The sequence below is a fragment of the bacterium genome (assembly GCA_016699995.1).
Classification (GTDB): domain Bacteria; phylum Patescibacteriota; class Doudnabacteria; order UBA920; family UBA920; genus UBA920.
Window position 1 is genome coordinate 720,937 of the sequence record CP064996.1, and the last position, 25,841, is coordinate 746,777.

The following is a 25,841-nucleotide window of genomic DNA, read 5'->3' on the forward strand; positions in this document are numbered from 1 at the left end:
ATGGCAAAGAAGAAAATAAGTATAAAAGAAATATTTGCAGGGCTCCAAGATCAAATGGAGGCGCGGTTAACATTGAACAAAAAAGTTCTAAACCATCCCGTAACAAAAGGCGATGCGTCTGAATTGGAGTGGTTAGATATGCTTAGGCATTATTTACCGCGAAGATATTGCGTTGATAAAGCCTTTGTCATAGACAACAAAGGCAACATAAGCGAACAAATAGATATTGTTATTTTTGACCGTCATTATTCGCCATTTATCCTGCATCAAAACGGGGCTATTTATATCCCAGCAGAATGTGTCTATGCAGTCATAGAAGTAAAGCCCACTATTAGCACTGCAACAATTGAGTACGCCGCAAAAAAAGCTGCATCTGTAAGGAGATTGCAGCGTAGCAGTGCTAAAATCGTACAGGCTGATGGAAGAGAGTTTGAACCTAAAAAGGCACCTAGGATTATTGCTGGGTTATTAGCAATAGATGGCAATTGTAGTAACGCGGCCTTAAACAAGCTAAAAAAGATGAATGAGACGCAGCTGATAAATATGGGATGCGCTCTCAGCGGCACATTCTTTAATGTTTTAGATTATAAACCTTGGGGAAAGCTAAACAAGGCTAGAGATTACCAAGTAAAAAATAACGATAGGAATAGTTTGATATTATTCTTCTTAACATTAGTTAAAGAACTGCAAAAAATGGGTACGGTGCCAGCCATAGAAATTGGTACGTATTTAGATAACCTATAAAGATATGCCCGTAGTTGAACTAAAAGGCACTGAACCAACTCCAGAAAAATAGCTGAAGAAATCAAAAGGATTTTTTCCGATACAAATGGTTGCTTTGGAAGAATAAACTCCTGGGGACAGAGACCTACCAAGTATGTTTACATTGGATGTGTTTCTGATACTGATTTTATTGATTTTATAGCTAGCCTTAATGACGACCAACGGAAAGGCTTAATGAGAATGCTTTCCTATTTTGAGATACATATGGAGCCGCTTAAAAGCATATTAGAAAGTCATACGGAAATGTCTTTAGATAGGTTTTACGCGGAAACAGCCTGGTCACACTTTGCCATAGTAATTATGTTCGGTCTTTTAGAAGTAGCTGTAAAGGTGGGTAAAGGTATAGCCATCGAAGACTTCTTGGGTGATAAAGGCAGAGAAATTAAAGCTTTTTTTGTTAAGTATTTAGATGTTGAGAGGCAAACAAAAATTGCTGAAGACTATAAACCGATTGATGATACAAGAAAATTAACGACTTTCGAAGATGTGGTACAAGATATGTGGGATGAATACCGATCAGGTTTCGTACATTCAGTGGGCGTTCATTCTGTACCTCACGAACCAGTTTCTTTCGGTGATGGTGGAGAAAAGGACGGTATTCCAGTAATAGCAATAAGCAAAGAGGTTCCTGTATTTACTTGGCTAATTATTACTTGGCAGGCTATTTTTAAGTCCTTAGGTTTCAAAGGTAACTTAAATTCAAATTAACAAAAAATAATATGGAAACTAAAGCTCAAGATTTTGTCAGGAATGAAATGTTAAAAAACGAAAATAGGATTTTTGTTGGCAAAATTATAACTATCTCGGTTTTTTATTTGGTCATTACGCTCCTACTAAATCACATACGTACCACTGCATCGTTATGGATAGTATGGCCGTTGATAATAATTCAATTTGTATTGTATTTCTCCATTTTTGTCGCGACTATTTCACGTGCTAAAGTCTTCGGACTAAAAAATTGGTCAGCATTTATAATCTTTCTAGTATTGGCTGTACTAGGTAGAATAAATGACTGGGAAATGATAATTATCCCAATAACCGTTTTGGTTATGACCATACTTTCCGTAATGAACAAGAAGCTATCGGCACAAGGTCAATTTATATTGATGCCAAAAAACGAACAGTAAGATATAAACCATTAACTTTTAAATATGAAGGCTATAAAACAATTTTTCTTGGCTTTATTTAGCGCCTTGGCCGCCTTAGGACTTTTTGCTGCATTCGTAGGTTTCATAAATGGGTATTTTGGATATAATGCAGGGATGTTTTCTGTGTGGATTTTTCTAGGCTTATTCTTCGTCTCAGTAATTTACTTCAATTATCGAGACAAAAGCTTACCCGCAACAACTAATATTAAGAACCTTTCTACGGAGGCTGTTAAAGGCGGGTTTAAATTCGTAAAAATAGTTTCTTTAACTTTTGCCATATTAATCGGAATAATAATTAGTATAGGTGCATTCATTTATATCGCTGCTCAAATTGGTAAATTAGGGGCTTTGGGAATAATTATAGTCCTTTTGATAATAATTATATTTCAAATCTCTAGCCTACTACAGAGACTGGATCAATAAAGTACGTTCTAACATCGCTCACAACTCGGAGCCATCAGAAAACCACTAACTCGTTTAGCGGTTTTTTGTTATGCTTAGGTTATGATTAGAAAAATTCCGTCTAATGCTCGCTACAGGGCTGAGCACGACTGGCTTACAACCTACCACCTGTTCTCCTTTGCCATGTACTTTGACCGAGGCAATATGAATTTTGGCGCACTCCGGGTTTTTAATGACGATTACATAGACGGCGAAAACGGTTTCGGCGCGCATCAACACGACAACATGGAGATTGTTACCATTATCCATGAGGGCCGGCTTACTCACCAAGACAGCCTTGGCAACACAGGCATAATTAGCAAAGGCGAAGTTCAGTATATGTCAGCGGGAACAGGGGTAACGCACGCCGAAGTGAATCAGGAGAAAGCTCCAATACACTTATATCAAATTTGGATAATGCCGGATGAGCAAAATTTGCCGCCTCAATATGCACAGAAGGATTTTAGCAACATAGAATCAAATGCCCTCGTACCGGTTGCCTCCGGGCAAAACCTGCCAGGCGCAATTCCAATTCGCACCAACTCCACCATATACCTTTCTAAGCTCGATGCAGGGCATGCTATAACACACCGGCTCGAACCTGATCGCGGACTGTTTGTTTATATCAAAGAAGGATCTTTGGAGATCAATGGTACCCAGTTTGCAAAGGAAGACCAGGCTAGAATAATGGATGAAGACCTGGTCCTAATAAAAACAAATGGGAATACTGAATTCGTTGCTATTGATGTGCCAATGAGGCTGCCTATTTAGCAATTACGGCGTTTAGAATATATAATATAACTGTCGATACTATATTATAGTAAACAAGCATATGCGCATTACATCTGGTTTCCAAAAACTGATGCCTTCCATTTTAAGCGGTGCAGCAGGAATTGCTATGCTTATTTATGGAGTGAATAGTAGCAAGTCCCAAATCCAAATCTTCGGGCTAGTTATCTTCATAGTCTCAATGGTGATTATGATGAGAACCAGACGAAGGATTGCATGTGATATAAAAAATAATTAATCTACCAATATGACAAACAAAGAATTTTTCTTGGAGACATTAAAAGAAGAGGTGCAAAAGTTTCGGGTAGCTATTGATGCTTTGCCGGACGACCAGCACGGATACAAGGTTCATGACCGCGCCCGTACGGCAGTAAACTTAACTGCCCAGCTGGCTGTCCAATGGAAAGCCATGTCCGGAATTATAAACAACGGTACGCCTGACTTTAACCCTCACGATATGGACGACCAATCTAAGGCGGATATGCTGGCTAAATTTGACGGGAAGCATCGCGCAGCTGCAAAAGGACGTTGGAGCTATTTCCGACGCAGAGTGGGAATCTGGAGATGCGGCTATGGGCGAAGAATGGAAGGATAAGAAATTTAAGATGGTATGGGGATTCTTTTTCGATGCGATCCATCACCGCGGACAGCTTGCTACCTACCTCCGCGCAATGGGCGCAAAGGTTCCTCCTATCTACGGACCATCCGCCGATTCGCAAAATTAAAAAGTTTTGTCCCGCAATTTATTAGCCTGATCTAAAACCGCTAACCAGTTTAGCGGTTTTTTGTTATCATTACTGTATGAAAAACAAATACGTTCGATTCATTGTTTCTATAATTATCCCCCAGCTCGCTGGCGGCATCGGTTCCATCTTTACCTCATCTAAGATCCCGACCTGGTACGCATCAATTCAGAAGCCGGCGCTTAACCCGCCTAATTGGGTTTTCGGCCCGGTATGGACTACCCTCTTCCTATTGATGGGTATTGCGTTTTATATCGTTTGGACAAAAGGCCGACAGGGAACAAACATCAAAGCCGCGACTGCGATTTTCATTGTTCAACTAATAGTAAACACTTTTTGGTCTATCGCATTTTTCAACTTCCAAAGCCCGTTCCTGGCCCTGGGAGTAATTGCCGTGCTGTGGATACTGATCTTAATAAACATCGTTCTTTTCTACCGGGTTTCCAAGACGGCAGGGTTATTGCTGATCCCTTATCTATTATGGGTGTCTTTCGCAACCTACCTCAATTATTCAATTTGGAGATTAAACTAGTTTGATGAAAGCTCGCATTTCCAGCGGCACAGCCCACACTGTTCCGCCTGATTTAAAAAGGCCTTAACTTAAGCTCCAAGGCCTTAGCTGCCTGGAACGACCTCACTCCCCTGGCCCGCAACGAATGGATCTGCTGGGTTACTTTTGTTAAAAAACAAGAAACCAGAATAGACCATGTTAAGCGCACCGTCATTCATTTAAACGAAGGTAAGCGCCGCCCCTGCTGCTGGATCGGCTGTCCGCACCGCAAAGACAAACCGGTGAGCCCATCGGTAAAATCTATTCTGGCACTATCTAAGAAAATATAATTAAACCACTAACCAGTTTAGTGGTTTTTGTTATTATTTATCTATAACATTAACTCGAAATAAAATGAAACAAGGATCATATGTGGATGGGTTCGTTATCTCCATCCCAAAAAAGGCAGTGCCAAATATAAAGAAAATTGCTACTGGAAGCATGCGCGGTATGGAAGAAGTTCGGCGCGTTGGACTACAAAGAATGCAAAATTGATGATGCTGCTCCGAAATATGTAACCTTTACCTTTGCTAAGATGGCAAAAACCAAGCCGACCGAAGACGTGTGGTTCTCTTTTATTACCTTCAAGTCCAAAGCACATCGCAACGAAGTAAATAAAAAGTCATGGCTTTCTTCGATAAAAAGTACGGTGACAAAATGGATATGCCGTTCGACATGGAAGCAGCTTCTCCTATGCCAGGCTTCCAAAGTTGAAGTGGGAATGTAAACAACGCTCACAAAACACGGCGAAAGCAGCATTGCTATCATTAACCAAAACTTGTATGCAAAAATTATTCCCCACCTATGGTTTGATACTCAAGCCAAGGAGGCAGCAGAATTTTATACTGCTTTGTTTCGGACTCTCGGGTAAAAATACCACCACCTTACATAACACGCCCTCTGGCGACTGTGACATTGTCACTTTCAGTGATGGGATACACCATTATGTGCATGAGTGCAGGGCCAGCATTCAAAGTTAATCCATCGGTATCGTTCATGGTGAATTTCGACCCTTCCCGCATAGAGAATGCCAAAGAAAAACTGGATCAAGTATGGAAAAGGCTTGCTGATGACGGAAAGATCATGATGCCGCTGCAAGAATACCCTTTTAGCAAACATTACGGCTGGGTAGAAGATAAGTTCGGTGTTTCCTGGCAACTAATGCTAACGGATCCGTCTGGTGATGAACGGCCAAATATTATTCCTTCTATGATGTTTATAGGGGAAAATTATGGCAAAGCCCGCAGAGCTACAGATTTTTATCTTTCTGTATTCAAAGACACGGAACGGGGCACTATCGCCACCTATCCGGCAGGCATGAAACCAGACACAGAGGGTAACATTATGTTTACCGATTTTAAATTAGAAAAACAGTGGTTTGCAGCCATGGATAGCGCGCGAATGCATGACTTCAACTTCACCGGAAGCAATTTCCTTTATCATTAATTGTAAAGACCAGGAAGAAATGGACTATTACTGGAACAAGCTCACCGCGATACCAGAGTCCGAACAATGCGGCTGGCTTAAAGATAAGTACGGATTCTCGTGGCAAATCAACCCAATAGAAATGAGTGAGATGATGGAAAAAGGAACACCAGAACAAATTGACCGAGTTACCCAGGCTTTTTTGCCAATGAAGCGCTTAGATCTGGCAACGCTCCGCCAAGCTTACGAAAGAAAGTAGCTTAATGTTATACTTAATCTAGTAATTAACATAAATTTATGGATTGGCATATAGTAGCCTTAGCAGGGCATTTAATTGGCTTCGCACTTGGAGCTGGAGGGGCAACCATCAGCGACATCACCTTTCTTAACGCAATTCGCGAGCGAAAATTATCAGCAGAGCAGCACCGCTTTCTGATGATGATCTCTAAAGTAGTATGGCTGGGATTCATTTTACTGGTAATCTCTGGGGCGGCAATGTTTGCTCTTATATACATAGAGAACCATTCTCTGCCGATGCTCGCTGCTGCCCGATGGCAGGCAAAACTGACATTAGTCGGAATTGTATTGATTAACGGTATATACTTTAAAGTCAAAGTCTTTCCAGCGCTAAAAAACATGGTTGGCCAGGAGCTAAATCACAAGAGTATTGGCGTGAGCTTATGGAGGCTCGCCGTGCCTGGCACTATTTCTATCTTATCCTGGTATAGCATCCTAGTATTGAGCATTTTACCGCGAGGATTAAATATTCCCCTTGGGTATTTTATCTTCATTTATGCAGTGCTGCTGATTTGCGGAATTATCATCAGCAAAACTTTGCTAAAAAAACTGCTGGGCAATTACAGTTTGTCTCTCCATAACTAAACTGCCAAACAAAATTCTACTCTGATCAAGAAATAATTTAAAAATGACCTTCTTTTATATCGCAGTTGTGTTGATAAATCTGCTCGCCTTTGCGGTAATCGGCTCAGATAAAAAGCGCAGCATCAATAACGGCGAACGCGTTAGCGAAGTAAACTTATTTTTTGTGGGCCATATTTTTTTGGCTCTGCAGGGGTGTTGCTGGGCATGCTCGCTTTTAGACATAAGACTCAAAAACTCAAATTTATTTTTGGCATCACTATTCTGCTGCTGCAGCAAGTGATTACTTTTTACCTGCTTTGGACAAAATAAAAAACCGGCCCAAAAGGCGGTTTTTATTTTAAGTGGTTTTGCTTTAGAAAGTAGAGTCTCCTTAAGGTCAACCGTAATGGCCATGTTTAAAGCTTCTGTGAAAGTAGAACCCATAGCCCGTTTCCGAATATCCTTTAATTCGGAGTTGTAACCGATTAAATCCACCACGATGCCTTTGTTGGTTTTAAAAGCTTTCATAGAGTTCCCCCGGCATATCCATGACGATAAGAACCCTAGGTTGTCCCCAAACTTCAGAAGCTCGGAAAAGTTTTTCCACATCTTTGAAAAATTTGGAACAAGCTCTATTGGTTTTCTCCAACATGGTGCTCGCTAAGGTGGACCACTCTGCGAAAATTTCTTTTCCATCGTGGGTATCGATGCGCATAACCACATCACGCGCTGAAGATGACCAAGCTTTCAATATTGCTCCCTGGCTAATCGCCAAGTCAATCCCTTCTAATTTCATACTTCCTCCTAAGTTAAGCTAGCTGGTTATGATACCTAAAAAGAGGCCGTATGTCAACTTCCTGATTTTGACCCATCTATCAAAATCCAGTACTATTAAATTAGCAATTAAACATTTTTATTATGGACTCTCAACAAAACCATGGTCAAAACCACGGGCACCATGACCAAACCAAACATCACGAACCAAAGAGCACCTTAACCGGCTTGGAAGGTTTCTTCGACACTTACTTGCGCGAAAAGGCTCCTTTTCAATTCCCGCCAAATGCCCGCGAATGGATCGTAAAGTATGGTCCCTGGATTATGCTGATTTTCGTGATCCTCGGCGCCCTAATCCTCATCCCTGCAACGCTAATCGCCCTTGGCCTGACTGCAGTGAGCGTCCCATTCGCTGCCGCAACAGGCAATCTTGGCCTTACCGGTCTAGGCGTAATCAGCTTGCTGCTAAGCGTAGTTGTACTGATTATGGGAAAGCAGTGGCCATCCCTGCTTTAATAGAGCGCAAAATGTCTGGCTGGCAATTAGCTTATTATGCCTCCCTGCTGTCCGCCGTGAGTTCGTTATTAATGATGAGCATCCTCGGCGCAGTTATCGGTTTAGCTATCAGTATGTATATTTTGTTCCAAATCCGCTCCTACTATAAATAATTTATTAAAATAATATGAAAGTGAAAGTTGAACAACACTTCTTTTCCGGAGGCCTCTGGATCGCAGCCTGGCTGTTTACCATCGGCTCCTTAGGACTATCTTTCGGACAAGGCGTCCTGGCTATCCTGCTATGGCAGTTCTACCTAGGCCGACACTTTGGTCCATAAGACAAACACCTCGCCCAGATGGCGAGGTGTTCTAATTTAGCTGGGCTTTACAGAAACATTTGAAAATGATAACATTCAAAATCAAATGGAGGACATATGAACTTAATCTTACCCGTCGATTATGTGAATCTCTCTTCTCTTAAGAGAATTAACCCGCGCGTATACTTCCTGGCCGGGCCGATAATGGGAGGAGATGACTGGCAAGCCAAGGCCTGCAAAATGCTGGGTGAAAAAGATCCCGGCTGTGTAATTATCAACCCGTGCAGATATGGAGTCGATCACGAACTGTACCCCTACGCACTACAAACCACCGACAATCTTAAAAGCGAAGAAATCTTCCCTAACCAAACTAAGTGGGAGCGTTATTACATGCTTCAGGCGGCATCAAAAGGCTGCCTAATCTTTTGGCTGCCGGAAGAAAGCAAGACTGATCCCCGACCACCAGAAAAAGGGCCCTATGCCCGGGACACTTATGGTGAAATCGGTGAGTGGCGATATCGCCTGAGCCAAAAACGCGAAGCAGAAAGACCATGGGTTCCGGAACACGAAGTCAAGGTAGTGTTCGGAGCTGAACCGAACTTTCCAGGACTAAGCATTATCAACAAAAACTTGCAGTACTGTCATGGCATAGAACCTAATAGCGAAAGAGAACAGGTCCCCATCTATACTACCCTCGAGGAGACTGTAGAAATGGCAGTAATGATGGCAAAAGGCGGACACCGTTTCGCTGGAGCACAAATTTAAAACGAGCAGTAAGCTCGTTTTTTTTATTTGCCTGCTTATTCACCTTGGTCGTAGTTTTCCAGATAAGTAGTTAACTGGCGATTAACTCTGATAAAAGTAGCTCGCTTTGGAAATTCCTTGAGCTGGCGAGCGCCGATGTAAGTACCAGTACTGCGCAAGCTGCCGAACAGTCTTATACGTGCCGTTGTCTAGGACCAGCTTCAGCCGGCCGGCTTTCGACCTTTTACCAGGATCCGTCACTGGATCCTTGTAAACGTCGCTCCAGATACCGCCGTTGCGAACTGCCGAGGCTTTGAAAGCAAACTTCATGGTATCGCGATCAACCTTCTGCAGCAAGCCGCCGCCCGATCCAAATGCTACGTTATCTGCAGACCACTTGCTAGCCTTCATGGCTTCCAGAATGGTTCCAAGCATGGGATGGGTAATGCCATCGCCCTGGATAACCCGAACTTTCGGATTAAGCAGCTTGTAGCCTTTGTCGTTGTAAGTGAAGCCGAAGCGCTCTCCCAAAATGTCGAGAACTTTAACCACGACTTCCGGAGGATAACCGCTGTCGGGCCGGACGACTAGAACGCCGTCTCGGTCGAGAACCATTTCTTTCAGCTTATTACCCCACAACTCACGGCAAGCATAAAACACATCATAGCTGTCGCTAACCACAGCAACCAAACCTGTCGGAAAAGAAGCCAGCATATTCGCATAAGCTCCCTCTTCTCGATTGCACCCCCACGAGGTAATCGTGCTGTGTTCCGCAGCTGGAATCGAAAATCCGGCCATAGCTTCGTGATAATACTTAGCTGCCAGAGTGACTGCGGCCATGGTATCGGTTCCCTTAAAATTAATTAAGTGAGCCGCACCGCCAATCGCAGCCGATTCGTCCGAAGTGCTGCCGCGATAGCCAAAGTCATGAAGCTTGAAGTCGATCAAGGCAGGGTCGCCAGTTTCGCGAAGCGCCCGCATGATCAATTCGCGCATAGCACGGCTCTGGGTAGCGACAGTGATTGGATACCAGATCTGGCACAGGATCGTTTCTAGATAGTTAGTCAGCCAAGGCACCTTGGGATCGGTGTTCTCGACTGTCATAAGCACATTAGAAACAGGCATAACTGATCCTTCGGGAACAGCTTTGATCCTTATCGGTAAGCGGCCATTGTGCTTGTCGACAATGTGCTGCCAACCCTCTTCGTTGAACAGGGTAGCATCGCCAAAGTGCTGAGCAAAAATTTCCCGCGCTTCAACAATATCTTCCTGAGTCACAACTACACCCTCTAAGTGGCGCTTGATCAAATACTGCAGGCCGAAGAAAACAGCTTGCGGAAATATTCCGCCGCGGCTTTCCAAAAAAGAGAACACAGTCGATGTATTCGGAGGATACTGCCTCCAGTGACTAACCTTATAGCTGTCGCTCATTAGAATTATGTTTTCGTGTTTTCTGTTTAACATGATATTCACCTCGCACTTTTAGCCAAAGTTTGGCCTAAATATTCCTTGAGCATCTCTACCAGGGGCAAGTGCTCGTCAATAACTTTGCCTTCCAGTTCACTCAACGGGACCCAAGCCAAGGCATTCAAATCATCGCTGGCCTGCGGCCGGCCATAAATATACTTAGCAACAAAGAAAGCAGACATTACTCCATCCAATCCGCCGCGATACCGCCAGTCGGCGATTCTCGCAGAACCGAGATATTTATAACAATCAGTTTCGATGGAACCCACTTCTTCGAGGGTTTCCCGCTTAGCAGCCCGCTCGAGGCTGGGATCCGTAGGATCTACAAATCCGCCCACGAACCGAAATTTCTCGCCGTCGCCGATCTTATGACCGAGCAGCACTGACTGATCGCTGTCTCTAATGATAGCCGTATCCACCACCTGGTAAGAGGTAGGGAAAGGCAATTTAGAAGCATAGATCATGCCAACCCGGAAGTCGGGACTGCCCAGAGCTCCGACCGCTTCCCGCATTTCCGTGGCATTGTATTCCTGACCATTACGATCACTCTGAGCCTCAACCAATTCGGTACGATGCTTGCCCTTATAATGCTCAAAGAAACAGTCTCTCGAGCCATAAAGCACAGCATTCGTAGATGGAAAGTATCCTTCGATAATTTCGTCCAGTCGAGCGGACCAGATTTCATCGCTGCGATTGTCCTCGATTCTGGCAATTACAACATCTGGGAAATAGCGGCTGATCATCATCGATCTGGTTTCGAAGTCCAACGGGTTACGCCTCGATAAAGGCAACGGAGAACACCCTATCACAACCAAAACTCGGTCATGATGAGCCAAAGCATAATTCAATATGAATTTATGGCCTGGATGAAGGTACGGAACCTGAAAACGCCCAACGACAACAGCAACATCTCTACGCATATAATTTCCTCCCTAAATATGAAAAGGTTCTGTCTTAGCTGTTGAGCTAAGGTCTCTGTGGTGTACGGCCACAAGGATCTTGTCTTAACAATGATTTGTTATTAGTGTATTATTTACACTAACTAAAGATAAAAAATATTAAAGAACCTCGATCACTTCTACATTGAGTGAACGGAATGCATATAACTTTGCCGGTCGAAACTTGCCTCCCCTACGCTCTTTGCCGGTATCTTTGAGTATCCCTAAGCTGAGTATCTTCTTTCGGAAATTACGCTTATCAATATCTTTATCCAGTATCAATTCGTAAGCCTGCTCTAGTTCGGTTAAAGTGAATTCCTTAGGCATGAACTGCGCTACTATAGTCGTGTAAGCCGCTTTCGTCTTCAGCCTGTCTAAGGCAGTAGCAATTATCTCTTTGTGGTCGTAAGCCATGCTTGGTAATTTTTTTACATTTTGCCACCATGAGTCGGCAGAATTTTCCCGTTCGCGCGTACTAAGCCGATCCCATGGAACAATCCCCGTATAAGCCAAGGCCACTACACGGCCGCGCGGATCGCGGTTGATATCCGAAAAAGTATACAATTGCTCTAAATAGACTTTGGAATCTATCACACCCGCTTTATCGCGAAGCAGTCTCTTCACGGATTGCTCCGCATTAACTTCCGTAGGAAGAATCAGCCCGCCCGGCAAACCAGCTTTATTATTGAAATAAGGAGGGACATTAACCGAGACCAAGCGAATCAAAAGCTGGCCGTCGGCAACTGTCCAAAGTGCTGCGTCGGCGGCAATAATAGCAAATTTAAGATCCTTAGGATCCAGCGCCGGTTTAAACAATTTGTTCTTAGCTGTGTTCTTCATACATACCCAGTATATACTAGTTATTAGTTAGTGTCAAGTTTACACTATATATTTTAATTGGCTTATTTATAGGGTTATTTCTTAGGAAACTGGAGTTTTACACTTTTACCTTTTGCTTGCCACTCGATAATTTTGCCTGCTTCTATTTCTATTGGGTCAGCTTTGCGCAATCCCCTCGCCTGGTTGGGCCTAAGTATATTATAGTGAAAGGAATCTTCGAGAGCATTATTGATCTCCCATAAGTTTTCAGTGCTTGTCATCCAGCTCTTATCTTTTATCTTAGATAGGTCAAAGGGTCTGGAAAATTTGCGCAGAGTCTTATGGCCGCTGTCTTTAAAGTACTCATGAAAATACGACATGGCCAATTCGCGTACAGTTTTATAAACCGGCTCACGATAACGCAGCACGGCGTGATTGGTCTTGCTGATAGCTCCCCACAATCTATTTTGACGGAATAAAGCGACTACATGATCGTCATCATTTTTCGTTGTCACTAAATCGAGCAATAATGGCTTTTGCCCATGATACCAGAGCGCCACGGCCGCCAGTAAAGCCCCTTCCATGCAATGGGCTGTCTTTAGTCTGAGTACTTCCCGCGGCGAGCGGGATGTATCGCCTTGCTCTTCAAAATTGATCGGCAGCCTATTAAGATAATCCTGAATCTTCTGAGGCGTATTAAGTTTTTGTAATAGTCTGAGTTCAGCATTGTTAAAACCGAAAAACTTCTTCATATATATAATCATGACACAACACAGCAAGGTGTCAATAAATTTTGGGGCGAATCGGGCCTTTGCCCAATCCTAAAAAAGTGCTACGATAATAAACTATTGTGAGGAGGAATCATGAATAAATACAGAGTAGCTTTTGGCAGTAAGAAAACCCTGCTGGCCGTGGTTCACTGCGAAGATGTCGAGCATTCGATCCGCAATACCAGACTCGCTAAGGAAAACGGAGCCCATGGGGTATTCCTTATTAACCATAATTTCGGACCCAAAGAGTTAATGGAAAACTATCGGGCAGTTCGCACTGAATTTCCAGATTACTGGATAGGTATTAACCTACTTGGTGTAAGCCTGAAAAACATTTTCGATTACGCCACCCGCCATGTCAATGGTATCTGGACAGACAACGCCGGCGTGCCAGACGAGGAATGGAAGCGAACCCGCGGGAAATGCCAAGCCGACGATTTCCTTAAAGAAACAAGCAATTGGCCAGGGATTTACTTTGGCGGAACAGCCTTCAAGTACACGCATCAGGTAAACGACGACCCGGCGACCGCTGCAGAGAATGCCATGGCTTATATGGATGTAATCACAACCAGTGGATCGGGTACTGGCAGTGCTCCAATGGTGGACAAGCTAAAAGCCATGCGCAAAGCAGTCGGTAATTTCCCCATTGCCAATGCAAGCGGCAACAGTCTTGAGAACGCAATAGATTTTTGCGAGCATGTTGATTGCCTTATCACAGCTTCATCTTTACTCAAGACCAAAGTGCGCACCTACGGACCCGATGAGTTCGATCCGGACAAAATCTACCAGATGGTTCGACTACTGGAACAGCTAAGCGATTAGATCTGTAAAAATTATAAAACCGCTGCCATTTTGAGCAACGGTTTTTATTAATTTTTTCAAAAAATTTTCGTCTATATATAAAAACTGCCTTTAATGGCAGTTTTTTGCTTAGGACAGTGAGCTTTAAGCCTTTGCCACCGGCTGGGTACAATGCTTGCAGCGTGAGGCCTGATAAGGAATCTCCCCCAAGCATTCCTCGCACGCTTTACTGGTCGGACTCCCAGGCTTAGAAACCTTGGCTAAAATCTTCCCCATGGGTACCACCACAAAAAAGTAAATTGCCGCCGCCACCAGTACGAATGCAATCAGAGCATTCAGTAGCTTGCCATAACCGATTGCGCTGCCATTAATGACAAATGCCAGCTTCGAAAAATCGGGCACCTTGGCTAAAGCAGAGATAAGTGGTGTAATTACATCTGCTACTAATGAATTAACTACGCTTCCGAAGGAGGCACCAATAACCACACCAACCGCTAGGTCTACGACATTGCCCCGCATTAAGAAAGCCTTAAAGCCTTGTAACATAATTTTTGGATTAATTGTTTGCTCTTAAAAATACTATCATACTCTGCACCATAAAAACAGAGAAAAAAACACCCTGTTGGCAACAGGGGTTTTTAATAATGCTATTTAATTTTTGTTTTTATATTTAGTTGTTATGGCAAGTAGCCCATAGTTCCTTCGAACTTGTAACCGCCTTTGACAGCCGCATCTCGTTCGGCAGCCTGCGTGGTATAGAAGTGATCGCCCAGCTTAGAATTATTTAAGCGGTAGAGCTGTGCGCGATTACTGCTAGGGCTATTGTAGATGTATCCGATGATGCCCTCGCGAGCATATCCAGAAGCCTTGGCTTCGGCATCGCTGGTAGTATAGAAGTGATCGCCGAATTTGGCGCTCCATAGTCGGTATACTGCGATACGGTCGCTGCCCGGAACGCTAAGCATATTGCCCGCAATTCCTTCGGATACATATCCGCGCTTTAATGCATCGTCGCGTTCATCCATACGGGTAGTATAGAAGTGATCGGTGGTTTTAGAATTCCATAATCGGTAGACTGGGATGATTTCGCTGCCCGGGCGAGGAGTACCGCAAGTGTATCCTACGAATCCCTGCTGTACGAAACCTAAGCCTAAGATGGCATCACGCTCTACGGTAGAGGAAGTCGCCAAATAATGCTTGGATGAATCGTTGTACATGCGATACAAAGGGCTAGATCCGGTTACCTGAGTCGGATAAACATAGCCGATTGTTCCGTCTAGCTTATAACCGTAAGTCTGCGCGCCGGCCAAATCAGTCGTATAGTAGTGATCTCGTCGTTCTGCATTATAAGATTGGTAAAGAGGCACGGTGCCAGCAGCCTGGTTTGGGTAAATATATGTTGTAATGCCTTCGGAAGCATAGCCGCTTGGGGCAGTAGCGCTGGTGCTGTAATAATGGTCGGTGTCGCGAGCGCTATAGTAGCGGTAGAGGGCAGTTAAAGTATTAACCGGGCCGTCTACACAATTGGCGGCAATAGGAGGCTGGGTAGTCTGATTGATAGTTACCGAATAAGTTTTCTCTGCGTAAGAGGTCTTGATTTTAGCTTCTGGGAATGGTTCCCCAACACCAGCTCCATGAGGAGCATCGAGACGCTGGCCGCTGTCAGTAACTCCTACTTTGATCTTGTAGGTGCCAGCTGCAACAAAAGTTGCGCTGATCTGGCCGCTGTTATCGATGCTAACTTTAGCCGGTGGGGTAACTCCCACAATACTGAAATTATATGGCTGTATGCCGCCAGTCGCAGAAACCTTTGCGTTGTAGGGAACATTAACTGTGCCGGATGGCAAAGTACCATCGCCTGTCAAAGTTAAGTCTCCACCAGCAATTATGATACATGTCGCATTCGCGCCGATGCGCAAGGAAGCTTCTTGTCGTGTCGCAATTCTAACGCGCGCGCGGTCGTACCCTAAACAAGAAAGAACTTGATCGTTAGGAATGAGGCGCAGCTGGCCATCCTTCACCAGATAAATCGAATTGAAAGGAGTATTAGGTACGCCGCTTACAATTTGATTATCCCGTATTTGTGCAGGGAACTGAGGATTACAGTAAATTGGTTCTGCTTCAGGGATGCGTTCATGAGCTGGAATGCCGTTGCGAATCAATGCGGGGTTTAATCCCAAACATGCCATCACCTCTTCGGCTGGGTAAGGTAACGGATGCTTTACACCGTCGCCCATTTTGAATACATAATTCGGATTGCTCAATAAGCGGATGTAAGTTCCTGGTGGATAATCATCTCCTGGATCGGAATTAGTTTTTACGATCTGCACAGATGTCTGCGCACGATATATGCCATCAATGGTAAGAATCAAGTTGCTCGCGCCATCGAAAAACTCTTTAGGCAAATTAGTTGGCACAGTCCATTTGGTGGAGCCGGAATTTTCCTCTTCTTTCACGATCACCACTTGAGGAGTACAAGAAGGAGGAATAGCATTGGTACAGGCCGCCGGACTGCTTGGCTCCAAGACTAATGAGTAGACAGACCTTCGTGCGCTATCTAAGCGTGGAGGACTATTCCACGAAATGCTATAAGTCTGACCCTGCACCCACTTTGCATTGGGCTCTGGGTTAACAATCGAAATGTTAGGATCAATACACGGATATCGGATACAATTAAACACAGGAGTGCATTGCTTGTCTATTGCAGGATCGCAAGAGGGTGGAGGATCACAATGGGTTGTTACCCCGTCGATCTCACACATAGGTTGCGGGATCGGAGCCGGTCGTTCTACGTCGGCACTGGAAAACAGACTGCTTAGGTTTACACCTAATAAACGTTCGGACATTGGCGTAGCCATAAATGCCAACGTACCTCCCAAGACAACCAACAGAGCCAAAAGCAACCGAACTTTTCGGTCGTGATGCTGGGGCTGGTTTCCCTGAGGAGGGTTTGATCCATTATTAAGATGGTTCATTTTTCTTTATTTAATTGTGTTTTTATTTTTGTTTCTTAAACAAACTCTGCGTTTGTTTGTACTTGTTACTTATATCATACCATAGATTAGAAAAAATTTCAAGTTTATCCTCTGGAAATTTTCATATTCCTTTGCCACAATGTACATATGGATTTATCAAATGTCGGGTTAAAGCATTACACCACACAATATCCGAAACTCCAAGAGTTAGCCACCCAAGAAAACTTGGGTCGCATTTTTAGCGAACACAAGACCGATTGGGATATGGTCACAGCATCCGGACCCATAAAAGGCATTATACTCACTACAATGAGACAGAAAACTTTACCAGCAGATTTGCCGAAGGTCGGCGACTGGGTGGTATACGAAATAATTCCTGGAGAACGCAAAGCAAAAATTTTACGCACCCTCCCCCGCTATTCTGTATTATCCAGATTCAAAATCAAAGATGAAGCCGAGCAGATTATCGCAGCCAATATTGACCTGATGTTTTTAGTGCTGAGCGTTGATCAAATTTACAACGCAATGCAATTGAACCGCTATCTGACAATCGCACAAAACGGCGGCATCACTCCCGTCATAGTGATTAACAAAACAGATAAAGCGCGAGGAGCAAACTCTCTTGCAGGGGGAATAAAAAAACTTCATCCGACTCTAAAAATTATCTCTACCAGTGCAAAAACAAAAATCGGCCTGCAAGAATTAGAAAGAAATATTTCTGCTGGGCAAACTGCTGTGTTGGTCGGAAATTCCGGTGCGGGCAAATCAAGTATTGTAAACGCACTCTTAGCTGACAGTAGACAGGCAACTAAAAATGTAGGCAACGAAGGACGCGGCCGGCACACTACCACCCGCAGAGAAATGTTTGTTCTGCCGAATGGCGGAGTTGTGATCGACACCCCAGGCATGAGAACCTTAGAAACCAGCAAATCAAGTGGCAGTATATTTAGCGAACTAGAAGTGCTAAGTCGTAATTGCAAATTTCGTAATTGTGACCATATCAAGAGCAGCGGGTGCGCTCTGCAAAAAGCCCTCGTGGAAAAAACTATCACCGAAAAACAACTTCAACAATTTATTGCTCTGACCAATAGCCCTACCCCGAGACCAAGCTATCACAAATCAAGTAGATAGATAAAATAAAAAAGTAGTCCATATTGCTGTAGCGTAACTCATTACACAGCCGCCAGTCACAGGCATATGACATGGTCGGCGTGGTAATTCTGGAGCGTAACAATATGTACTACTTTTTTATTTGTTATTTCTTGAACTTTTTTTAGCTTTAGAGTGCTTTGGACAGCGGCAATGCTTACCGATAAATTCATCGAAATATTCCTTGCCGTAATCATAAAATAGTTCTTCACCTGCTTTGATATTCCGCTTTGCCTTAATCTTAATGCGTTGTGCATACTGAATAGGTTCGCAGTTTGGCAGACAAGAATGGTTAATGTAACGAGCTATATTTTTTCGATTGGTGCCATCGATAGTCCATTTCTTGCCCAAAGCAAACAGGTATTTCCCGCCCTTTTTTTGAACCTGTTCATCATTAAGCAGCGGTCCCACATACTCGATAATAAAGCTGCCTTTTTTTATTGGCTGTTTTGTAAATAGGCCTAGGCCTGCAATAGAGCGCTTAACCTGCAGCTGCTCCCTTAGATCTTTTTGTTCCTTTTTCATTTCTCAAAAAAAGACTGCCTTTGGGTATTCCAAAGACAGTCTTTGGTAAATAGTTTATTTGGCCAATTCGGCTTCGATCAACTCCTTAAGTTCGGTACGATTTAGCACCTTGTTCTGCTTTTGGCCGTTGATGAAGAAAGTTGGCGTCGAATTGACACCGATCGCTTCACCGTCTTTATAGTCGGTGTTGATGATATCTGCATACAGGCGCTGCTGAACAGCTTGCTTAAACTGGTCGACATTCAACCCGAGCTCTGCTGCGTACCCTGCAAAAATATCTATTGGGGTAAGGCTAGTAGACCACTCGCTTTGCTTTTCGTAGAGCATATCATTCATTTCCCAATACTTACCCTGTGCACCGGCAGCTTCTGCAGCCTCAGCAGACACATGGGCATTCGGGTGAATTGTATCTAAAGGAAAATTTCTAAACACGAAATTAAAGTTTGGATTATCTTTATACTCGTCTAAAATCGCCTTGACTTCTGGCTGAGCAGCCTTGCACGCAGGGCACTGGAAATCACCAAATTCGACAATAGTAACTTTAGCATCACGACTGCCAGTCATGTGACTGTTTTCTCTTACCAGAGAATCTTTATCTACGGGAGCACCAGGCTCTTTAGGCTGAGGGTTTGCAAAAATTGCCAACAACACCCCTCCGATAATTACCGCACCTGCAATTCCTAATAAAATTTTTACTTCTTTAGACATTGTTAACTTCCTTTTGGGGCTTAGTAGCCTTCCAATGAATTACTAATAAAATTAATACGCCTGTAAAACCAGCGAAAGCGAGCAGCGGAATAGTCACAAAGCCAAACCATTCGATAAACTTTGTTGTGCACGAAACGCCGGCAATGCAAGGCGCTGCTGCCTCTGGCAAAATTTCGTAGTAAAGCAAGTTGTGATACAAGCCAATAATCCAGCCTATCGCTGCTAATACGAACGCCGGCAGGAGCATATCGCGACTTTTCTTGTAAATCGCAAAGCCGATTATCACCACCAAAGGGTACATGGCAATGCGCTGGTACCAGCACAGCACGCAAGGAGGATAATTAGCGATCTCGCTAAAGTACAGACTTCCCAGCATTCCCACAAGGCTGCCCGTCCATGCTAAATACAATGCATTCTTTTTTATTAAATCAATCATAAAATCATTATATCACAACAAAAAATGGTACAATTCTTATATATGAAAAGGTTAGCTATATATTCATTCTTCCTGACCAACTTTGCTATAACCCTAGGTTTTTGGTGGTATTTTAACGGCGAGTCGTTCGTTGCTGGAGGTATTCCCGTTAAACTCCTGATGATCGGAAAGCTATCCGGCCTGATCGCGACTATCTTTGCATTAAACCAGCTGCTGTTAATCGGCCGCATCAAATGGATTGAATCCGTGTTCGGATTGGACAAGCTTTCTCGTGTCCACAAGTGGACAGGCTACATTACTCTCTTGCTCATAGTAAGCCATGTCAGCCTGGTGACCAGGGCCTACTCCCTGATTAATGACATAGGTTATTTCTCGCAGTACTTTTCCTTTCTAACCGAATACGATGACGTAATTTACGCATTCATTGCACTGGTGATTTTGTTCACCACGGTCGGGCTGTCTATTACCATAATCCGGCGGAACTTAAAATACGAATGGTGGTACTACGTTCATATTTTTAACTACGCGGCTTTCTTTCTGTTTGCGCTGCACCAGTTTGAATACGGATTAGCAAGTTCCAGCGAGTGGTTCCGAGCTTACTGGCTGGCGCTGTACAGTTTTGTAGCTTTGCATATTTTGTATTTTCGGTTTTTTAAGCCGTTATATAATTTTCAACGCTTTGGTTTTACTATCGATAAGGTTGAATCAGAAAACGGCGTAGCCACCAGCGTATACATTACCGGCAATAACATCGAGAAATTTACACGCCGCAGCGGACAATTTATGATCTTCCGTTTTTTGCAAAAAGGTTTTTATTGGCAGAAGCATCCGTTCTCTTTATCCTGGGGAGCGCACAACAAGGAAATCAGGCTAACCGCTAAAAAGCTGGGTGACTTTACCGAACTAATGCCAAACTTGAAGCCAGGAACTAAAGTTTTAGTCGACGGCCCTCACGGAGTATTCACTTCGGATAAGATCAGGCAAAATAAAGTCTTATTAATCGCCGGCGGGATAGGAATCACCCCGCTGCGATCCCTGAGCGAGGAGTTGGCGGGAAATATAGATCTTACTCTTATATATAGTGCTAAAACGAGAAACGAAGCCGTACTCCTCGAAGAACTAAAAAACATTCAAAATTTTAGCAGCTCACAGCATCCATTCAAACTAATAGAAATCTATTCCGATGAAAAGGTAACCGGCGCAGAACACGGCATGCTTAATAAGGGTAAGCTGGTTCAGTTAGTGCCGGATCTTACGGAACGTGACGTCTTCTTATGCGGCCCCCCTGCCATGATGAAGGCGCTAAAAAGCGCCATGGCCGAATTAGGCCTGCCTAAAAAACAACTCCATTGGGAACGTTTCGCGTTGTAAACCGGCTAAAAGCCGGTTTTGTCTTGCTAACATTACTTTTGACATTTTGTTGAAAAAATGTTATAATGCGAGTGATAATGGAGGATATATTAATGAACAATACTGTTGCGGCGATCGTAACCGGATTTCTATTCGCATGGTGGCCGCTTATGATGCAGCGGACCAACCTCAGTAGCTTTTGGCAAGGCGCTGTCTTCTCGGCATTTGTGACTGTGAGCATGGTAATACCTGCTGTCCTCAATGGAACCGCCTCATGGCAAAACGCAGACTGGAAATTCGCGATCATAGCAGGAGTAAGCGGTGCGCTCGGCATGGTAGTATTTACCAGCATGCTTTCCAGCTCTACCCCCATAGAGATCGGGCCATTACTAACGACTATGCTCATCACTCAAGTGGCTGTAGCTGCAATTTACCATGCGGTGGTAAATGGCGAAGTAAGCAGTAAAAAGATTGTCGGATTCGTTCTGACAGGTGTCGTGGTTTATCTGCTCAAGTAGTACAGTCCTACCAGGCCTAATCAGGCCGGCTAATATTTTAGTTAGCCGGTCTTTATTTTTTGTTCAGAAGATCTTGATGAGTTATTCACAACTAAAACTCTTGACGCTAAGATCGAAAGAAATTAAAATATCTTCTTAACCAAAATAAAAACTAAAGGCTGCAGGGTTAGGGTGCAGCTAAATAAGGAATATATGAGGCTCCTCATAATAAGCGATGACGAGCTCTTCGCAAAAAAACTCGACCTCAGCCTTAGGCAAGTTCATTTTAATGTCGACGTAGCCGGGACTGTGGAACAAGGAGAATTCTGGGCACGCAGCACAGATTATGATTTGGCGGTTGTCGAGCATTCACAGCAGTGCAACGCCACCAACATTTGTAGGGAAATCAGGGCCAGGGGGCGCAATACCATTATCATGGTCGTCACCGAACTGCTATCCAGCGATGAAGCTATCGAATTATTTAACGCCGGTGTAGATGACTACATAAGCAAGTTCAGCCACTTCTCAGAAATCATTGCCAGGATTAAAGCCTTGTTGCGACGACCTAGACAAATGATATCTGATGAGCATACTTTAGGGGATTTAGTATTAGACGCTCGCCGCTACGTAGTGCGGCGCGGCAAAAAGCAAGTTCATCTTACAAAAAAAGAGTTTGGCATTTTAGAATACATGCTGCGCAACAAAGATATTGTCTTAACGCGCACCGACCTTATCGAACATGTCTGGGATATCAATACTGACCTCTTTTCCAATTCGCTAGAAACTCATATCTTAAATTTAAGAAAGAAAATAGAAAAGACAGGACATCCCAAGCTGATCCACACCGTTTCCGGACGGGGTTACAAGATAGCCCTGCAGCCATAATTTAGACTCTTTTGCCTTATTTAAGCCATTAAACGCCTCGTCAGCGCCTTGACTGAGCCCATTTTTGCTTCTATAATTAAGAACTACCAATTAATAGTAAAAAATATGTTAAGCAGACTGAAGTTAATATTTGCCTCCATTTGGGCAAAGATCAAAGGAGCGGGAAAATGGCTAGTTGGCGGATTAATCGCATTGGTTTTAATCGTCGGGGCAATCATTGGGATAAATCAAAATGATGACAAAAAATCCGATACCAGCGATCAGCCGGAAATCGCCCAGGTTTACGAACCTTCTATTAGCACTCCTCTGCCGCCAGATAACAACAGCGAAAGCGCCTCTTCCGGGCAGGTCGCGGGTGACAGCACCACTAGCGTAAGCGCTACTGTCAACGACCAAAGCACCTCTGCCAGTGAACCAGCAACTACCTTCATCGCTCCGGCTGCAGGCGTTGATCCTAGCCAGCCTATTAAATACGAAAACTCAGCGTTCGGCCTAAAAGCAGTGCTTCCGGCAGGTGCAAAAGTAGACGAGCAGGCAGGAACAGTCACTTTTTACTCAGCTTCCGGAAAATTACTTTACAACGTAAATGTAGTCGACTCTAAGGATAGCTACGAAACCATAACAGCACAGCTAAAATCCAGCAGCGAAGTGGGTAAGATCTCTAAGGCGACTTTCGCCGGCTCAGAAGCTATACAGTTCTCTACAAACAACTTGACCGGTTATGTTGTATTAAAAAACAGTAAAGCGTATTACTTCATCGGTAACAGCTCCAGCTTAAACAACATCACTATATAATTAAAAAGCACGAGAATCTCTCGTGCTTTTATAATTTAGAATTAAGCAACTGCTTCTACGTGGACCGCTCCTGATTGCGGAATATTAACGCTAAAGATCGGCAGGCCTTTGGCAATTCTACCTAGAGTCGCTCCAAGCTGGTCGTGAAAAACTTCATCAATCGCTTTTCGCAAACTCCCCTCTTCGACCACCTGACCGGATGCCTTAAGCTTATAAGCCAACGGCTTGGTAAGTTTGCCCAATTGCTGCTCGTGCAACCGCTTTTGGTAAACGAACACCTGAGTGTCGCCGTTGTTTGGCTTGACCCCATAAAAGTCTGACTCAATCACCAAAACAGCTTTTTCGGCATGATCGCCGTTTAAAACAATCTGCTTTGCGCCTTCATCCAACAGCTTTGGAAGCTGTTCTAGAATAAATTCAGTCTGATCCTCCGACAAATGATAGTCTTCGGGATGCTGGGTTGCAAAGTTGATGTGCCCGCAGCCAAGACCGGGCCCAGCACCCTTTTCCAGTGCATGAGCATCGGTATGAAACTTTAGATTAAAAGGGCCACCGTAGGTTTCGGTAATGGTATCCAGCACCATTTTAGGATCAGCTTTGATTTCCAATTTGTTCAAAGCGCCTAAAGTGATAATTAAATCGCCGATGTCAGCACCAGGCTTAGAAATAGCCGGGATACGGGCCTCATCCTCTTTTTGTGGAGAACGTCCGTCTACACAGCGACTCTGCAAGTTGGTAAATTGGACAGGAAATTTATTGCTGTCTACGAACTGTTTTGCTTCTTCTTGATTCATGGTTCCTCTTACGTATATTTTACTTATCAAAAAACTTAGTATAGCTTAAAAATCGCTAAAAGTCAATAAGCTGTATAATAAAAACCGCACCTAAGAATGCGGTTATTGTGGTATTTGAGTTGCCCCGGCCGAAACCGATTTTTCCAACTCTAATATTTGATGAAAAACTTTTAGCTCGCCCTTCATAACGATAATATAACCTTCAACGGTCAAATTACCGAACTGTCCTTTAAACTGGTTAAGGATAGCTCGGATGGCTCCCTGGGCTGCAGAGACCTTCCGGTTAAACTTACCTTCCTGCGCGGTTTTATCTTTGCAATCCGAGTAGTCGACATGAGTAACAAGCAAAATTTTCCTTACTCCGCAATCAAGATTGCGCTTGATCATGCTGATCGAGTACGGACGGTCCTTGTTGTAATTAAAAGCGAGGGAATCAATTACGTCCTTATTGCGGTAAAAGAAATAGTCGCGTACGGCAAGTTTCTCTTCTATTAAATTCCGATAAGCCATTCCCAAACTTGCATTGTCGGAAGCTATCACCATCGTCTCTGCGCGCACGAAAGGATATCTGACACTGCCTACCTTTTTGATGCCAGCGTTCATTAAAGGTTCCTCCTAACATATTAGTGCAAACAAAAACCTATTGTACATAATTTTTCAGTCTGTGTCAACCTCTCATCGCTTTAACCTACAACGCACTGCTCAGCATTACTCTTTATTTCAGAAATTGCTAAAATACTTGCATGCAATCCTTTCAAAAATTATTGGAATCTTATGATTATAAGTTTCCTCCAGAACTTATAGCACAGGCTCCGGTTTCGCCCCGCGACGCGGCCAAGCTGTTAGTTTACGATCGTACCACTGGCCAAACATCACATGACATTTACAGAAACATCCTAAAACATCTGCCTAAAAACTCAGTGCTGGTTTTAAACCAAACCAAGGTTGTGCCAGCCAGGCTGGAAGTCATCAAGCCCAGCGGAGGCAAAGCCCGTATTCTATATATATCGAGCGAAAAAGAGTATCTTATATTTTTAAGCGACCGGAAACTCGAGCCGGGCAGCTTGGTTAAAATGAGTTCAGTTACACCAAAAGGCAAAGCTATAGCATTTACCGTTTTTAAAAAATCGGACCAGTTCTACTATTTAAAACCATCATTTCCTGTTAAGAAAGTTTATGAAGTACTAAACGAATATGGTCAAACTCCGCTGCCTCCTTATATCAAAAGTCCACGCCTGAAAGGGAAAAAATTACTAAAAGAATACAACACAGTTTTTGCCAAAACTTTAGGCTCAGTTGCGGCACCAACAGCCAGCCTGCACTTTACACCAGCCTTGCTTAATAAAATTCAAAAAGCGGGAATTCAAATTGTTTATACAACACTGCATGTTAATCTTGGCACTTTTGCACCACTTCACGAAGACCAGTGGAAAAAGCAAAGGCTGCATGAAGAATGGTATGAGATTAGCAACGCCGCTGCAAAAACCTTAAACTCGGCAAAAAAGTCCGGGTCCACGATCATTGCGGTAGGCACAACGGTTGTGCGAACACTGGAATCAGCCAGTAACCCAGCAGGAAAACTAACTAAACTCTCGGGAAACACACACCTATTTATTACAGAAAGGACCAAGCTAAGGTTTGTAGATTCCTTACTAACGAATTTTCACGTCCCTCGATCAAGCTTGCTTATGCTTGTGTCTAGTCTTATTGGAAGAAAGAGACTCTTAGAGTTGTACAAGATGGCGATTAGAAAAAAATACCGCTTATTCTCGTTCGGTGATGGTATGTATATAAAATAATGGGATACAACAACTTTTAACATTAAATGACTGCTAGTTTTACGGCAGTTATTTTGTTAAA

The 25,841-nt window shown here is 43.6% G+C and carries 31 protein-coding genes and 2 pseudogenes; 21 read left to right on the top strand and 12 right to left on the bottom strand.

The annotated features are described in order from the left end of the window. From IPM19_03845 to IPM19_03900, 12 genes and pseudogenes are all read left to right on the top strand, one after another. On the top strand, nucleotides 1-744 hold the full coding sequence (locus tag IPM19_03845) for a hypothetical protein (GenBank protein QQS22735.1): 744 nt from the start codon (nucleotides 1-3) through the stop codon (nucleotides 742-744). A gap of 243 nt (nucleotides 745-987) precedes the next feature. Then, nucleotides 988-1,491 (top strand): hypothetical protein, encoded by a 504-nt coding sequence (locus tag IPM19_03850; GenBank protein QQS22736.1) that lies wholly within the window; start codon nucleotides 988-990, stop codon nucleotides 1,489-1,491. 443 nt (nucleotides 1,492-1,934) lie between these two features. Beyond that, nucleotides 1,935-2,354: a hypothetical protein gene (locus IPM19_03855; protein QQS22737.1), complete on the top strand. Its 420-nt coding sequence runs from the start codon at nucleotides 1,935-1,937 to the stop codon at nucleotides 2,352-2,354. Between the two features lie 81 nt (nucleotides 2,355-2,435). Further along, on the top strand, nucleotides 2,436-3,143 hold the full coding sequence (locus IPM19_03860; protein ID QQS22738.1) for a pirin family protein: 708 nt from the start codon (nucleotides 2,436-2,438) through the stop codon (nucleotides 3,141-3,143). A 265-nt stretch (nucleotides 3,144-3,408) separates the two neighbouring features. Beyond that, on the top strand, nucleotides 3,409-3,756 hold the full coding sequence (locus IPM19_03865; protein ID QQS22739.1) for a hypothetical protein: 348 nt from the start codon (nucleotides 3,409-3,411) through the stop codon (nucleotides 3,754-3,756). Then, a complete protein-coding gene (locus IPM19_03870; protein ID QQS22740.1) occupies nucleotides 3,734-3,886 on the top strand; it encodes a hypothetical protein in 153 nt (50 codons plus the stop codon). Before IPM19_03865 ends, IPM19_03870 begins: the two co-directional genes overlap by 23 nt. A 76-nt stretch (nucleotides 3,887-3,962) precedes the next feature. Continuing rightward, complete coding sequence (locus IPM19_03875) at nucleotides 3,963-4,436, top strand: tryptophan-rich sensory protein (protein ID QQS22741.1); 474 nt, start codon at nucleotides 3,963-3,965, stop codon at nucleotides 4,434-4,436. Nucleotides 4,437-4,440: 4 nt separating this feature from the next. Continuing rightward, nucleotides 4,441-4,744: pseudogene (locus IPM19_03880) on the top strand (YdeI/OmpD-associated family protein). Between the two features lie 137 nt (nucleotides 4,745-4,881). Next, nucleotides 4,882-5,181 (top strand): DUF1428 family protein, encoded by a 300-nt coding sequence (locus IPM19_03885; GenBank protein ID QQS22742.1) that lies wholly within the window; start codon nucleotides 4,882-4,884, stop codon nucleotides 5,179-5,181. Nucleotides 5,182-5,211: 30 nt separating this feature from the next. Further along, nucleotides 5,212-6,138 (top strand): annotated as a pseudogene (locus IPM19_03890) (VOC family protein). A 38-nt stretch (nucleotides 6,139-6,176) separates the two neighbouring features. Next, on the top strand, nucleotides 6,177-6,761 hold the full coding sequence (locus tag IPM19_03895; protein ID QQS22743.1) for a hypothetical protein: 585 nt from the start codon (nucleotides 6,177-6,179) through the stop codon (nucleotides 6,759-6,761). A gap of 43 nt (nucleotides 6,762-6,804) precedes the next feature. Next, on the top strand, nucleotides 6,805-7,041 hold the full coding sequence (locus tag IPM19_03900; protein QQS22744.1) for a DUF1294 domain-containing protein: 237 nt from the start codon (nucleotides 6,805-6,807) through the stop codon (nucleotides 7,039-7,041). A gap of 213 nt (nucleotides 7,042-7,254) precedes the next feature. On the opposite strand, the gene IPM19_03905 is transcribed toward IPM19_03900, so the two are convergent. Then, on the bottom strand, nucleotides 7,255-7,536 hold the full coding sequence (locus IPM19_03905; protein ID QQS22745.1) for a hypothetical protein: 282 nt from the start codon (nucleotides 7,534-7,536) through the stop codon (nucleotides 7,255-7,257). A 122-nt stretch (nucleotides 7,537-7,658) separates the two neighbouring features. Here IPM19_03905 and IPM19_03910 point away from each other — a divergent pair, with 122 nt between their 5' ends. Both IPM19_03910 and IPM19_03915 read left to right on the top strand, forming a co-directional pair. Then, complete coding sequence (locus tag IPM19_03910; GenBank protein QQS22746.1) at nucleotides 7,659-8,030, top strand: hypothetical protein; 372 nt, start codon at nucleotides 7,659-7,661, stop codon at nucleotides 8,028-8,030. Nucleotides 8,031-8,445: 415 nt separating this feature from the next. Next, nucleotides 8,446-9,093, top strand: a complete 648-nt coding sequence (locus IPM19_03915; GenBank protein ID QQS22747.1) for a hypothetical protein — start codon at nucleotides 8,446-8,448, stop codon at nucleotides 9,091-9,093. A gap of 81 nt (nucleotides 9,094-9,174) precedes the next feature. Here the strand turns inward: IPM19_03915 and IPM19_03920 are convergent, their stop codons facing one another. From IPM19_03920 to IPM19_03935, 4 genes are all read right to left on the bottom strand, one after another. Next, nucleotides 9,175-10,536, bottom strand: a complete 1,362-nt coding sequence (locus IPM19_03920; GenBank protein QQS22748.1) for a nicotinate phosphoribosyltransferase — start codon at nucleotides 10,534-10,536, stop codon at nucleotides 9,175-9,177. Nucleotides 10,537-10,541: 5 nt separating this feature from the next. Beyond that, on the bottom strand, nucleotides 10,542-11,459 hold the full coding sequence (locus IPM19_03925; GenBank protein QQS22749.1) for an NUDIX domain-containing protein: 918 nt from the start codon (nucleotides 11,457-11,459) through the stop codon (nucleotides 10,542-10,544). A 138-nt stretch (nucleotides 11,460-11,597) separates the two neighbouring features. Next, nucleotides 11,598-12,317: an NUDIX hydrolase gene (locus IPM19_03930; protein QQS22750.1), complete on the bottom strand. Its 720-nt coding sequence runs from the start codon at nucleotides 12,315-12,317 to the stop codon at nucleotides 11,598-11,600. 74 nt (nucleotides 12,318-12,391) lie between these two features. Beyond that, nucleotides 12,392-13,048: a hypothetical protein gene (locus IPM19_03935; GenBank protein QQS22751.1), complete on the bottom strand. Its 657-nt coding sequence runs from the start codon at nucleotides 13,046-13,048 to the stop codon at nucleotides 12,392-12,394. Nucleotides 13,049-13,159: 111 nt separating this feature from the next. On the opposite strand from IPM19_03935, the gene IPM19_03940 reads away from it, so the two are divergent. Continuing rightward, the gene (locus IPM19_03940) at nucleotides 13,160-13,888 is read left to right on the top strand and encodes a hypothetical protein (protein QQS22752.1); all 729 of its coding nucleotides are present in this window, start codon (nucleotides 13,160-13,162) and stop codon (nucleotides 13,886-13,888) included. A 123-nt stretch (nucleotides 13,889-14,011) separates the two neighbouring features. On the opposite strand, the gene mscL is transcribed toward IPM19_03940, so the two are convergent. Both mscL and IPM19_03950 read right to left on the bottom strand, forming a co-directional pair. Then, complete coding sequence (mscL, locus tag IPM19_03945) at nucleotides 14,012-14,413, bottom strand: large conductance mechanosensitive channel protein MscL (GenBank protein ID QQS22753.1); 402 nt, start codon at nucleotides 14,411-14,413, stop codon at nucleotides 14,012-14,014. Nucleotides 14,414-14,544: 131 nt separating this feature from the next. Continuing rightward, on the bottom strand, nucleotides 14,545-16,842 hold the full coding sequence (locus tag IPM19_03950) for a hypothetical protein (GenBank protein QQS22754.1): 2,298 nt from the start codon (nucleotides 16,840-16,842) through the stop codon (nucleotides 14,545-14,547). 147 nt (nucleotides 16,843-16,989) lie between these two features. On the opposite strand from IPM19_03950, the gene rsgA reads away from it, so the two are divergent. Further along, nucleotides 16,990-17,973 (top strand): ribosome small subunit-dependent GTPase A, encoded by a 984-nt coding sequence (gene rsgA / locus IPM19_03955; GenBank protein ID QQS22755.1) that lies wholly within the window; start codon nucleotides 16,990-16,992, stop codon nucleotides 17,971-17,973. 117 nt (nucleotides 17,974-18,090) lie between these two features. Here rsgA and IPM19_03960 read toward each other — a convergent pair whose 3' ends face one another. From IPM19_03960 to IPM19_03970, 3 genes are read right to left on the bottom strand one after another with little or no spacing between them, the layout of a single operon-like run. Continuing rightward, a complete protein-coding gene (locus IPM19_03960) occupies nucleotides 18,091-18,516 on the bottom strand; it encodes an SET domain-containing protein (protein QQS22756.1) in 426 nt (141 codons plus the stop codon). Between the two features lie 54 nt (nucleotides 18,517-18,570). Continuing rightward, nucleotides 18,571-19,224, bottom strand: a complete 654-nt coding sequence (locus IPM19_03965) for a thioredoxin domain-containing protein (GenBank protein QQS22757.1) — start codon at nucleotides 19,222-19,224, stop codon at nucleotides 18,571-18,573. Then, entirely contained in the window at nucleotides 19,217-19,660 is a 444-nt protein-coding gene (locus IPM19_03970; GenBank protein ID QQS22758.1) for a disulfide bond formation protein B, read from the bottom strand. Before IPM19_03970 ends, IPM19_03965 begins: the two co-directional genes overlap by 8 nt. A 42-nt stretch (nucleotides 19,661-19,702) precedes the next feature. On the opposite strand from IPM19_03970, the gene IPM19_03975 reads away from it, so the two are divergent. The 4 genes from IPM19_03975 (at nucleotide 19,703) to IPM19_03990 (ending at nucleotide 23,187) form a co-directional block, all read left to right on the top strand. Continuing rightward, on the top strand, nucleotides 19,703-21,031 hold the full coding sequence (locus IPM19_03975) for a ferric reductase-like transmembrane domain-containing protein (GenBank protein QQS22759.1): 1,329 nt from the start codon (nucleotides 19,703-19,705) through the stop codon (nucleotides 21,029-21,031). Nucleotides 21,032-21,123: 92 nt separating this feature from the next. Next, nucleotides 21,124-21,528: a hypothetical protein gene (locus IPM19_03980; GenBank protein QQS22760.1), complete on the top strand. Its 405-nt coding sequence runs from the start codon at nucleotides 21,124-21,126 to the stop codon at nucleotides 21,526-21,528. A gap of 192 nt (nucleotides 21,529-21,720) precedes the next feature. Then, complete coding sequence (locus IPM19_03985) at nucleotides 21,721-22,392, top strand: response regulator transcription factor (protein QQS22761.1); 672 nt, start codon at nucleotides 21,721-21,723, stop codon at nucleotides 22,390-22,392. Between the two features lie 105 nt (nucleotides 22,393-22,497). Further along, nucleotides 22,498-23,187, top strand: coding sequence for a hypothetical protein (locus tag IPM19_03990; GenBank protein QQS22762.1), 690 nt, complete (start codon nucleotides 22,498-22,500; stop codon nucleotides 23,185-23,187). 41 nt (nucleotides 23,188-23,228) lie between these two features. Here IPM19_03990 and IPM19_03995 read toward each other — a convergent pair whose 3' ends face one another. Both IPM19_03995 and IPM19_04000 read right to left on the bottom strand, forming a co-directional pair. After that, complete coding sequence (locus IPM19_03995) at nucleotides 23,229-23,981, bottom strand: hypothetical protein (protein ID QQS22763.1); 753 nt, start codon at nucleotides 23,979-23,981, stop codon at nucleotides 23,229-23,231. 102 nt (nucleotides 23,982-24,083) lie between these two features. Then, nucleotides 24,084-24,584: a hypothetical protein gene (locus IPM19_04000; protein ID QQS22764.1), complete on the bottom strand. Its 501-nt coding sequence runs from the start codon at nucleotides 24,582-24,584 to the stop codon at nucleotides 24,084-24,086. Between the two features lie 140 nt (nucleotides 24,585-24,724). Between IPM19_04000 and queA the strand changes: the two genes are divergently transcribed. Then, nucleotides 24,725-25,780 carry a tRNA preQ1(34) S-adenosylmethionine ribosyltransferase-isomerase QueA gene (queA, locus tag IPM19_04005; GenBank protein QQS22765.1) on the top strand — a complete coding sequence of 352 codons (1,056 nt, stop codon included), beginning with the start codon at nucleotides 24,725-24,727 and terminating at the stop codon, nucleotides 25,778-25,780. Nucleotides 25,781-25,841: the final 61 nt, after the last annotated feature.

Excerpts from the sequence above, each read along its gene's own strand:
- IPM19_03930 (QQS22750.1), bottom strand. The coding sequence starts at position 12,317 with ATGAAGAACACAGCTAAGAACAAATTGTTTAAACCGGCGCTGGATCCT.
- IPM19_03855 (QQS22737.1), top strand. The coding sequence starts at position 1,935 with ATGAAGGCTATAAAACAATTTTTCTTGGCTTTATTTAGCGCCTTGGCC.
- queA (QQS22765.1), top strand. The coding sequence starts at position 24,725 with ATGCAATCCTTTCAAAAATTATTGGAATCTTATGATTATAAGTTTCCT.
- IPM19_03970 (QQS22758.1), bottom strand. The coding sequence starts at position 19,660 with ATGATTGATTTAATAAAAAAGAATGCATTGTATTTAGCATGGACGGGC.
- IPM19_03935 (QQS22751.1), bottom strand. The coding sequence starts at position 13,048 with ATGAAGAAGTTTTTCGGTTTTAACAATGCTGAACTCAGACTATTACAA.
- IPM19_03975 (QQS22759.1), top strand. The coding sequence starts at position 19,703 with ATGAAAAGGTTAGCTATATATTCATTCTTCCTGACCAACTTTGCTATA.
- IPM19_03920 (QQS22748.1), bottom strand. The coding sequence starts at position 10,536 with ATGTTAAACAGAAAACACGAAAACATAATTCTAATGAGCGACAGCTAT.
- IPM19_03980 (QQS22760.1), top strand. The coding sequence starts at position 21,124 with ATGAACAATACTGTTGCGGCGATCGTAACCGGATTTCTATTCGCATGG.
- IPM19_03850 (QQS22736.1), top strand. The coding sequence starts at position 988 with ATGGAGCCGCTTAAAAGCATATTAGAAAGTCATACGGAAATGTCTTTA.
- IPM19_03875 (QQS22741.1), top strand. The coding sequence starts at position 3,963 with ATGAAAAACAAATACGTTCGATTCATTGTTTCTATAATTATCCCCCAG.
- IPM19_03965 (QQS22757.1), bottom strand. The coding sequence starts at position 19,224 with ATGTCTAAAGAAGTAAAAATTTTATTAGGAATTGCAGGTGCGGTAATT.
- IPM19_03905 (QQS22745.1), bottom strand. The coding sequence starts at position 7,536 with ATGAAATTAGAAGGGATTGACTTGGCGATTAGCCAGGGAGCAATATTG.
- IPM19_03950 (QQS22754.1), bottom strand. The coding sequence starts at position 16,842 with ATGAACCATCTTAATAATGGATCAAACCCTCCTCAGGGAAACCAGCCC.
- IPM19_03925 (QQS22749.1), bottom strand. The coding sequence starts at position 11,459 with ATGCGTAGAGATGTTGCTGTTGTCGTTGGGCGTTTTCAGGTTCCGTAC.
- IPM19_03940 (QQS22752.1), top strand. The coding sequence starts at position 13,160 with ATGAATAAATACAGAGTAGCTTTTGGCAGTAAGAAAACCCTGCTGGCC.
- rsgA (QQS22755.1), top strand. The coding sequence starts at position 16,990 with ATGGATTTATCAAATGTCGGGTTAAAGCATTACACCACACAATATCCG.
- mscL (QQS22753.1), bottom strand. The coding sequence starts at position 14,413 with ATGTTACAAGGCTTTAAGGCTTTCTTAATGCGGGGCAATGTCGTAGAC.
- IPM19_03860 (QQS22738.1), top strand. The coding sequence starts at position 2,436 with ATGATTAGAAAAATTCCGTCTAATGCTCGCTACAGGGCTGAGCACGAC.
- IPM19_03910 (QQS22746.1), top strand. The coding sequence starts at position 7,659 with ATGGACTCTCAACAAAACCATGGTCAAAACCACGGGCACCATGACCAA.
- IPM19_03915 (QQS22747.1), top strand. The coding sequence starts at position 8,446 with ATGAACTTAATCTTACCCGTCGATTATGTGAATCTCTCTTCTCTTAAG.
- IPM19_03900 (QQS22744.1), top strand. The coding sequence starts at position 6,805 with ATGACCTTCTTTTATATCGCAGTTGTGTTGATAAATCTGCTCGCCTTT.
- IPM19_03990 (QQS22762.1), top strand. The coding sequence starts at position 22,498 with ATGTTAAGCAGACTGAAGTTAATATTTGCCTCCATTTGGGCAAAGATC.
- IPM19_03845 (QQS22735.1), top strand. The coding sequence starts at position 1 with ATGGCAAAGAAGAAAATAAGTATAAAAGAAATATTTGCAGGGCTCCAA.
- IPM19_03985 (QQS22761.1), top strand. The coding sequence starts at position 21,721 with ATGAGGCTCCTCATAATAAGCGATGACGAGCTCTTCGCAAAAAAACTC.
- IPM19_03995 (QQS22763.1), bottom strand. The coding sequence starts at position 23,981 with ATGAATCAAGAAGAAGCAAAACAGTTCGTAGACAGCAATAAATTTCCT.
- IPM19_04000 (QQS22764.1), bottom strand. The coding sequence starts at position 24,584 with ATGAACGCTGGCATCAAAAAGGTAGGCAGTGTCAGATATCCTTTCGTG.
- IPM19_03895 (QQS22743.1), top strand. The coding sequence starts at position 6,177 with ATGGATTGGCATATAGTAGCCTTAGCAGGGCATTTAATTGGCTTCGCA.
- IPM19_03870 (QQS22740.1), top strand. The coding sequence starts at position 3,734 with ATGGGCGAAGAATGGAAGGATAAGAAATTTAAGATGGTATGGGGATTC.
- IPM19_03865 (QQS22739.1), top strand. The coding sequence starts at position 3,409 with ATGACAAACAAAGAATTTTTCTTGGAGACATTAAAAGAAGAGGTGCAA.
- IPM19_03960 (QQS22756.1), bottom strand. The coding sequence starts at position 18,516 with ATGAAAAAGGAACAAAAAGATCTAAGGGAGCAGCTGCAGGTTAAGCGC.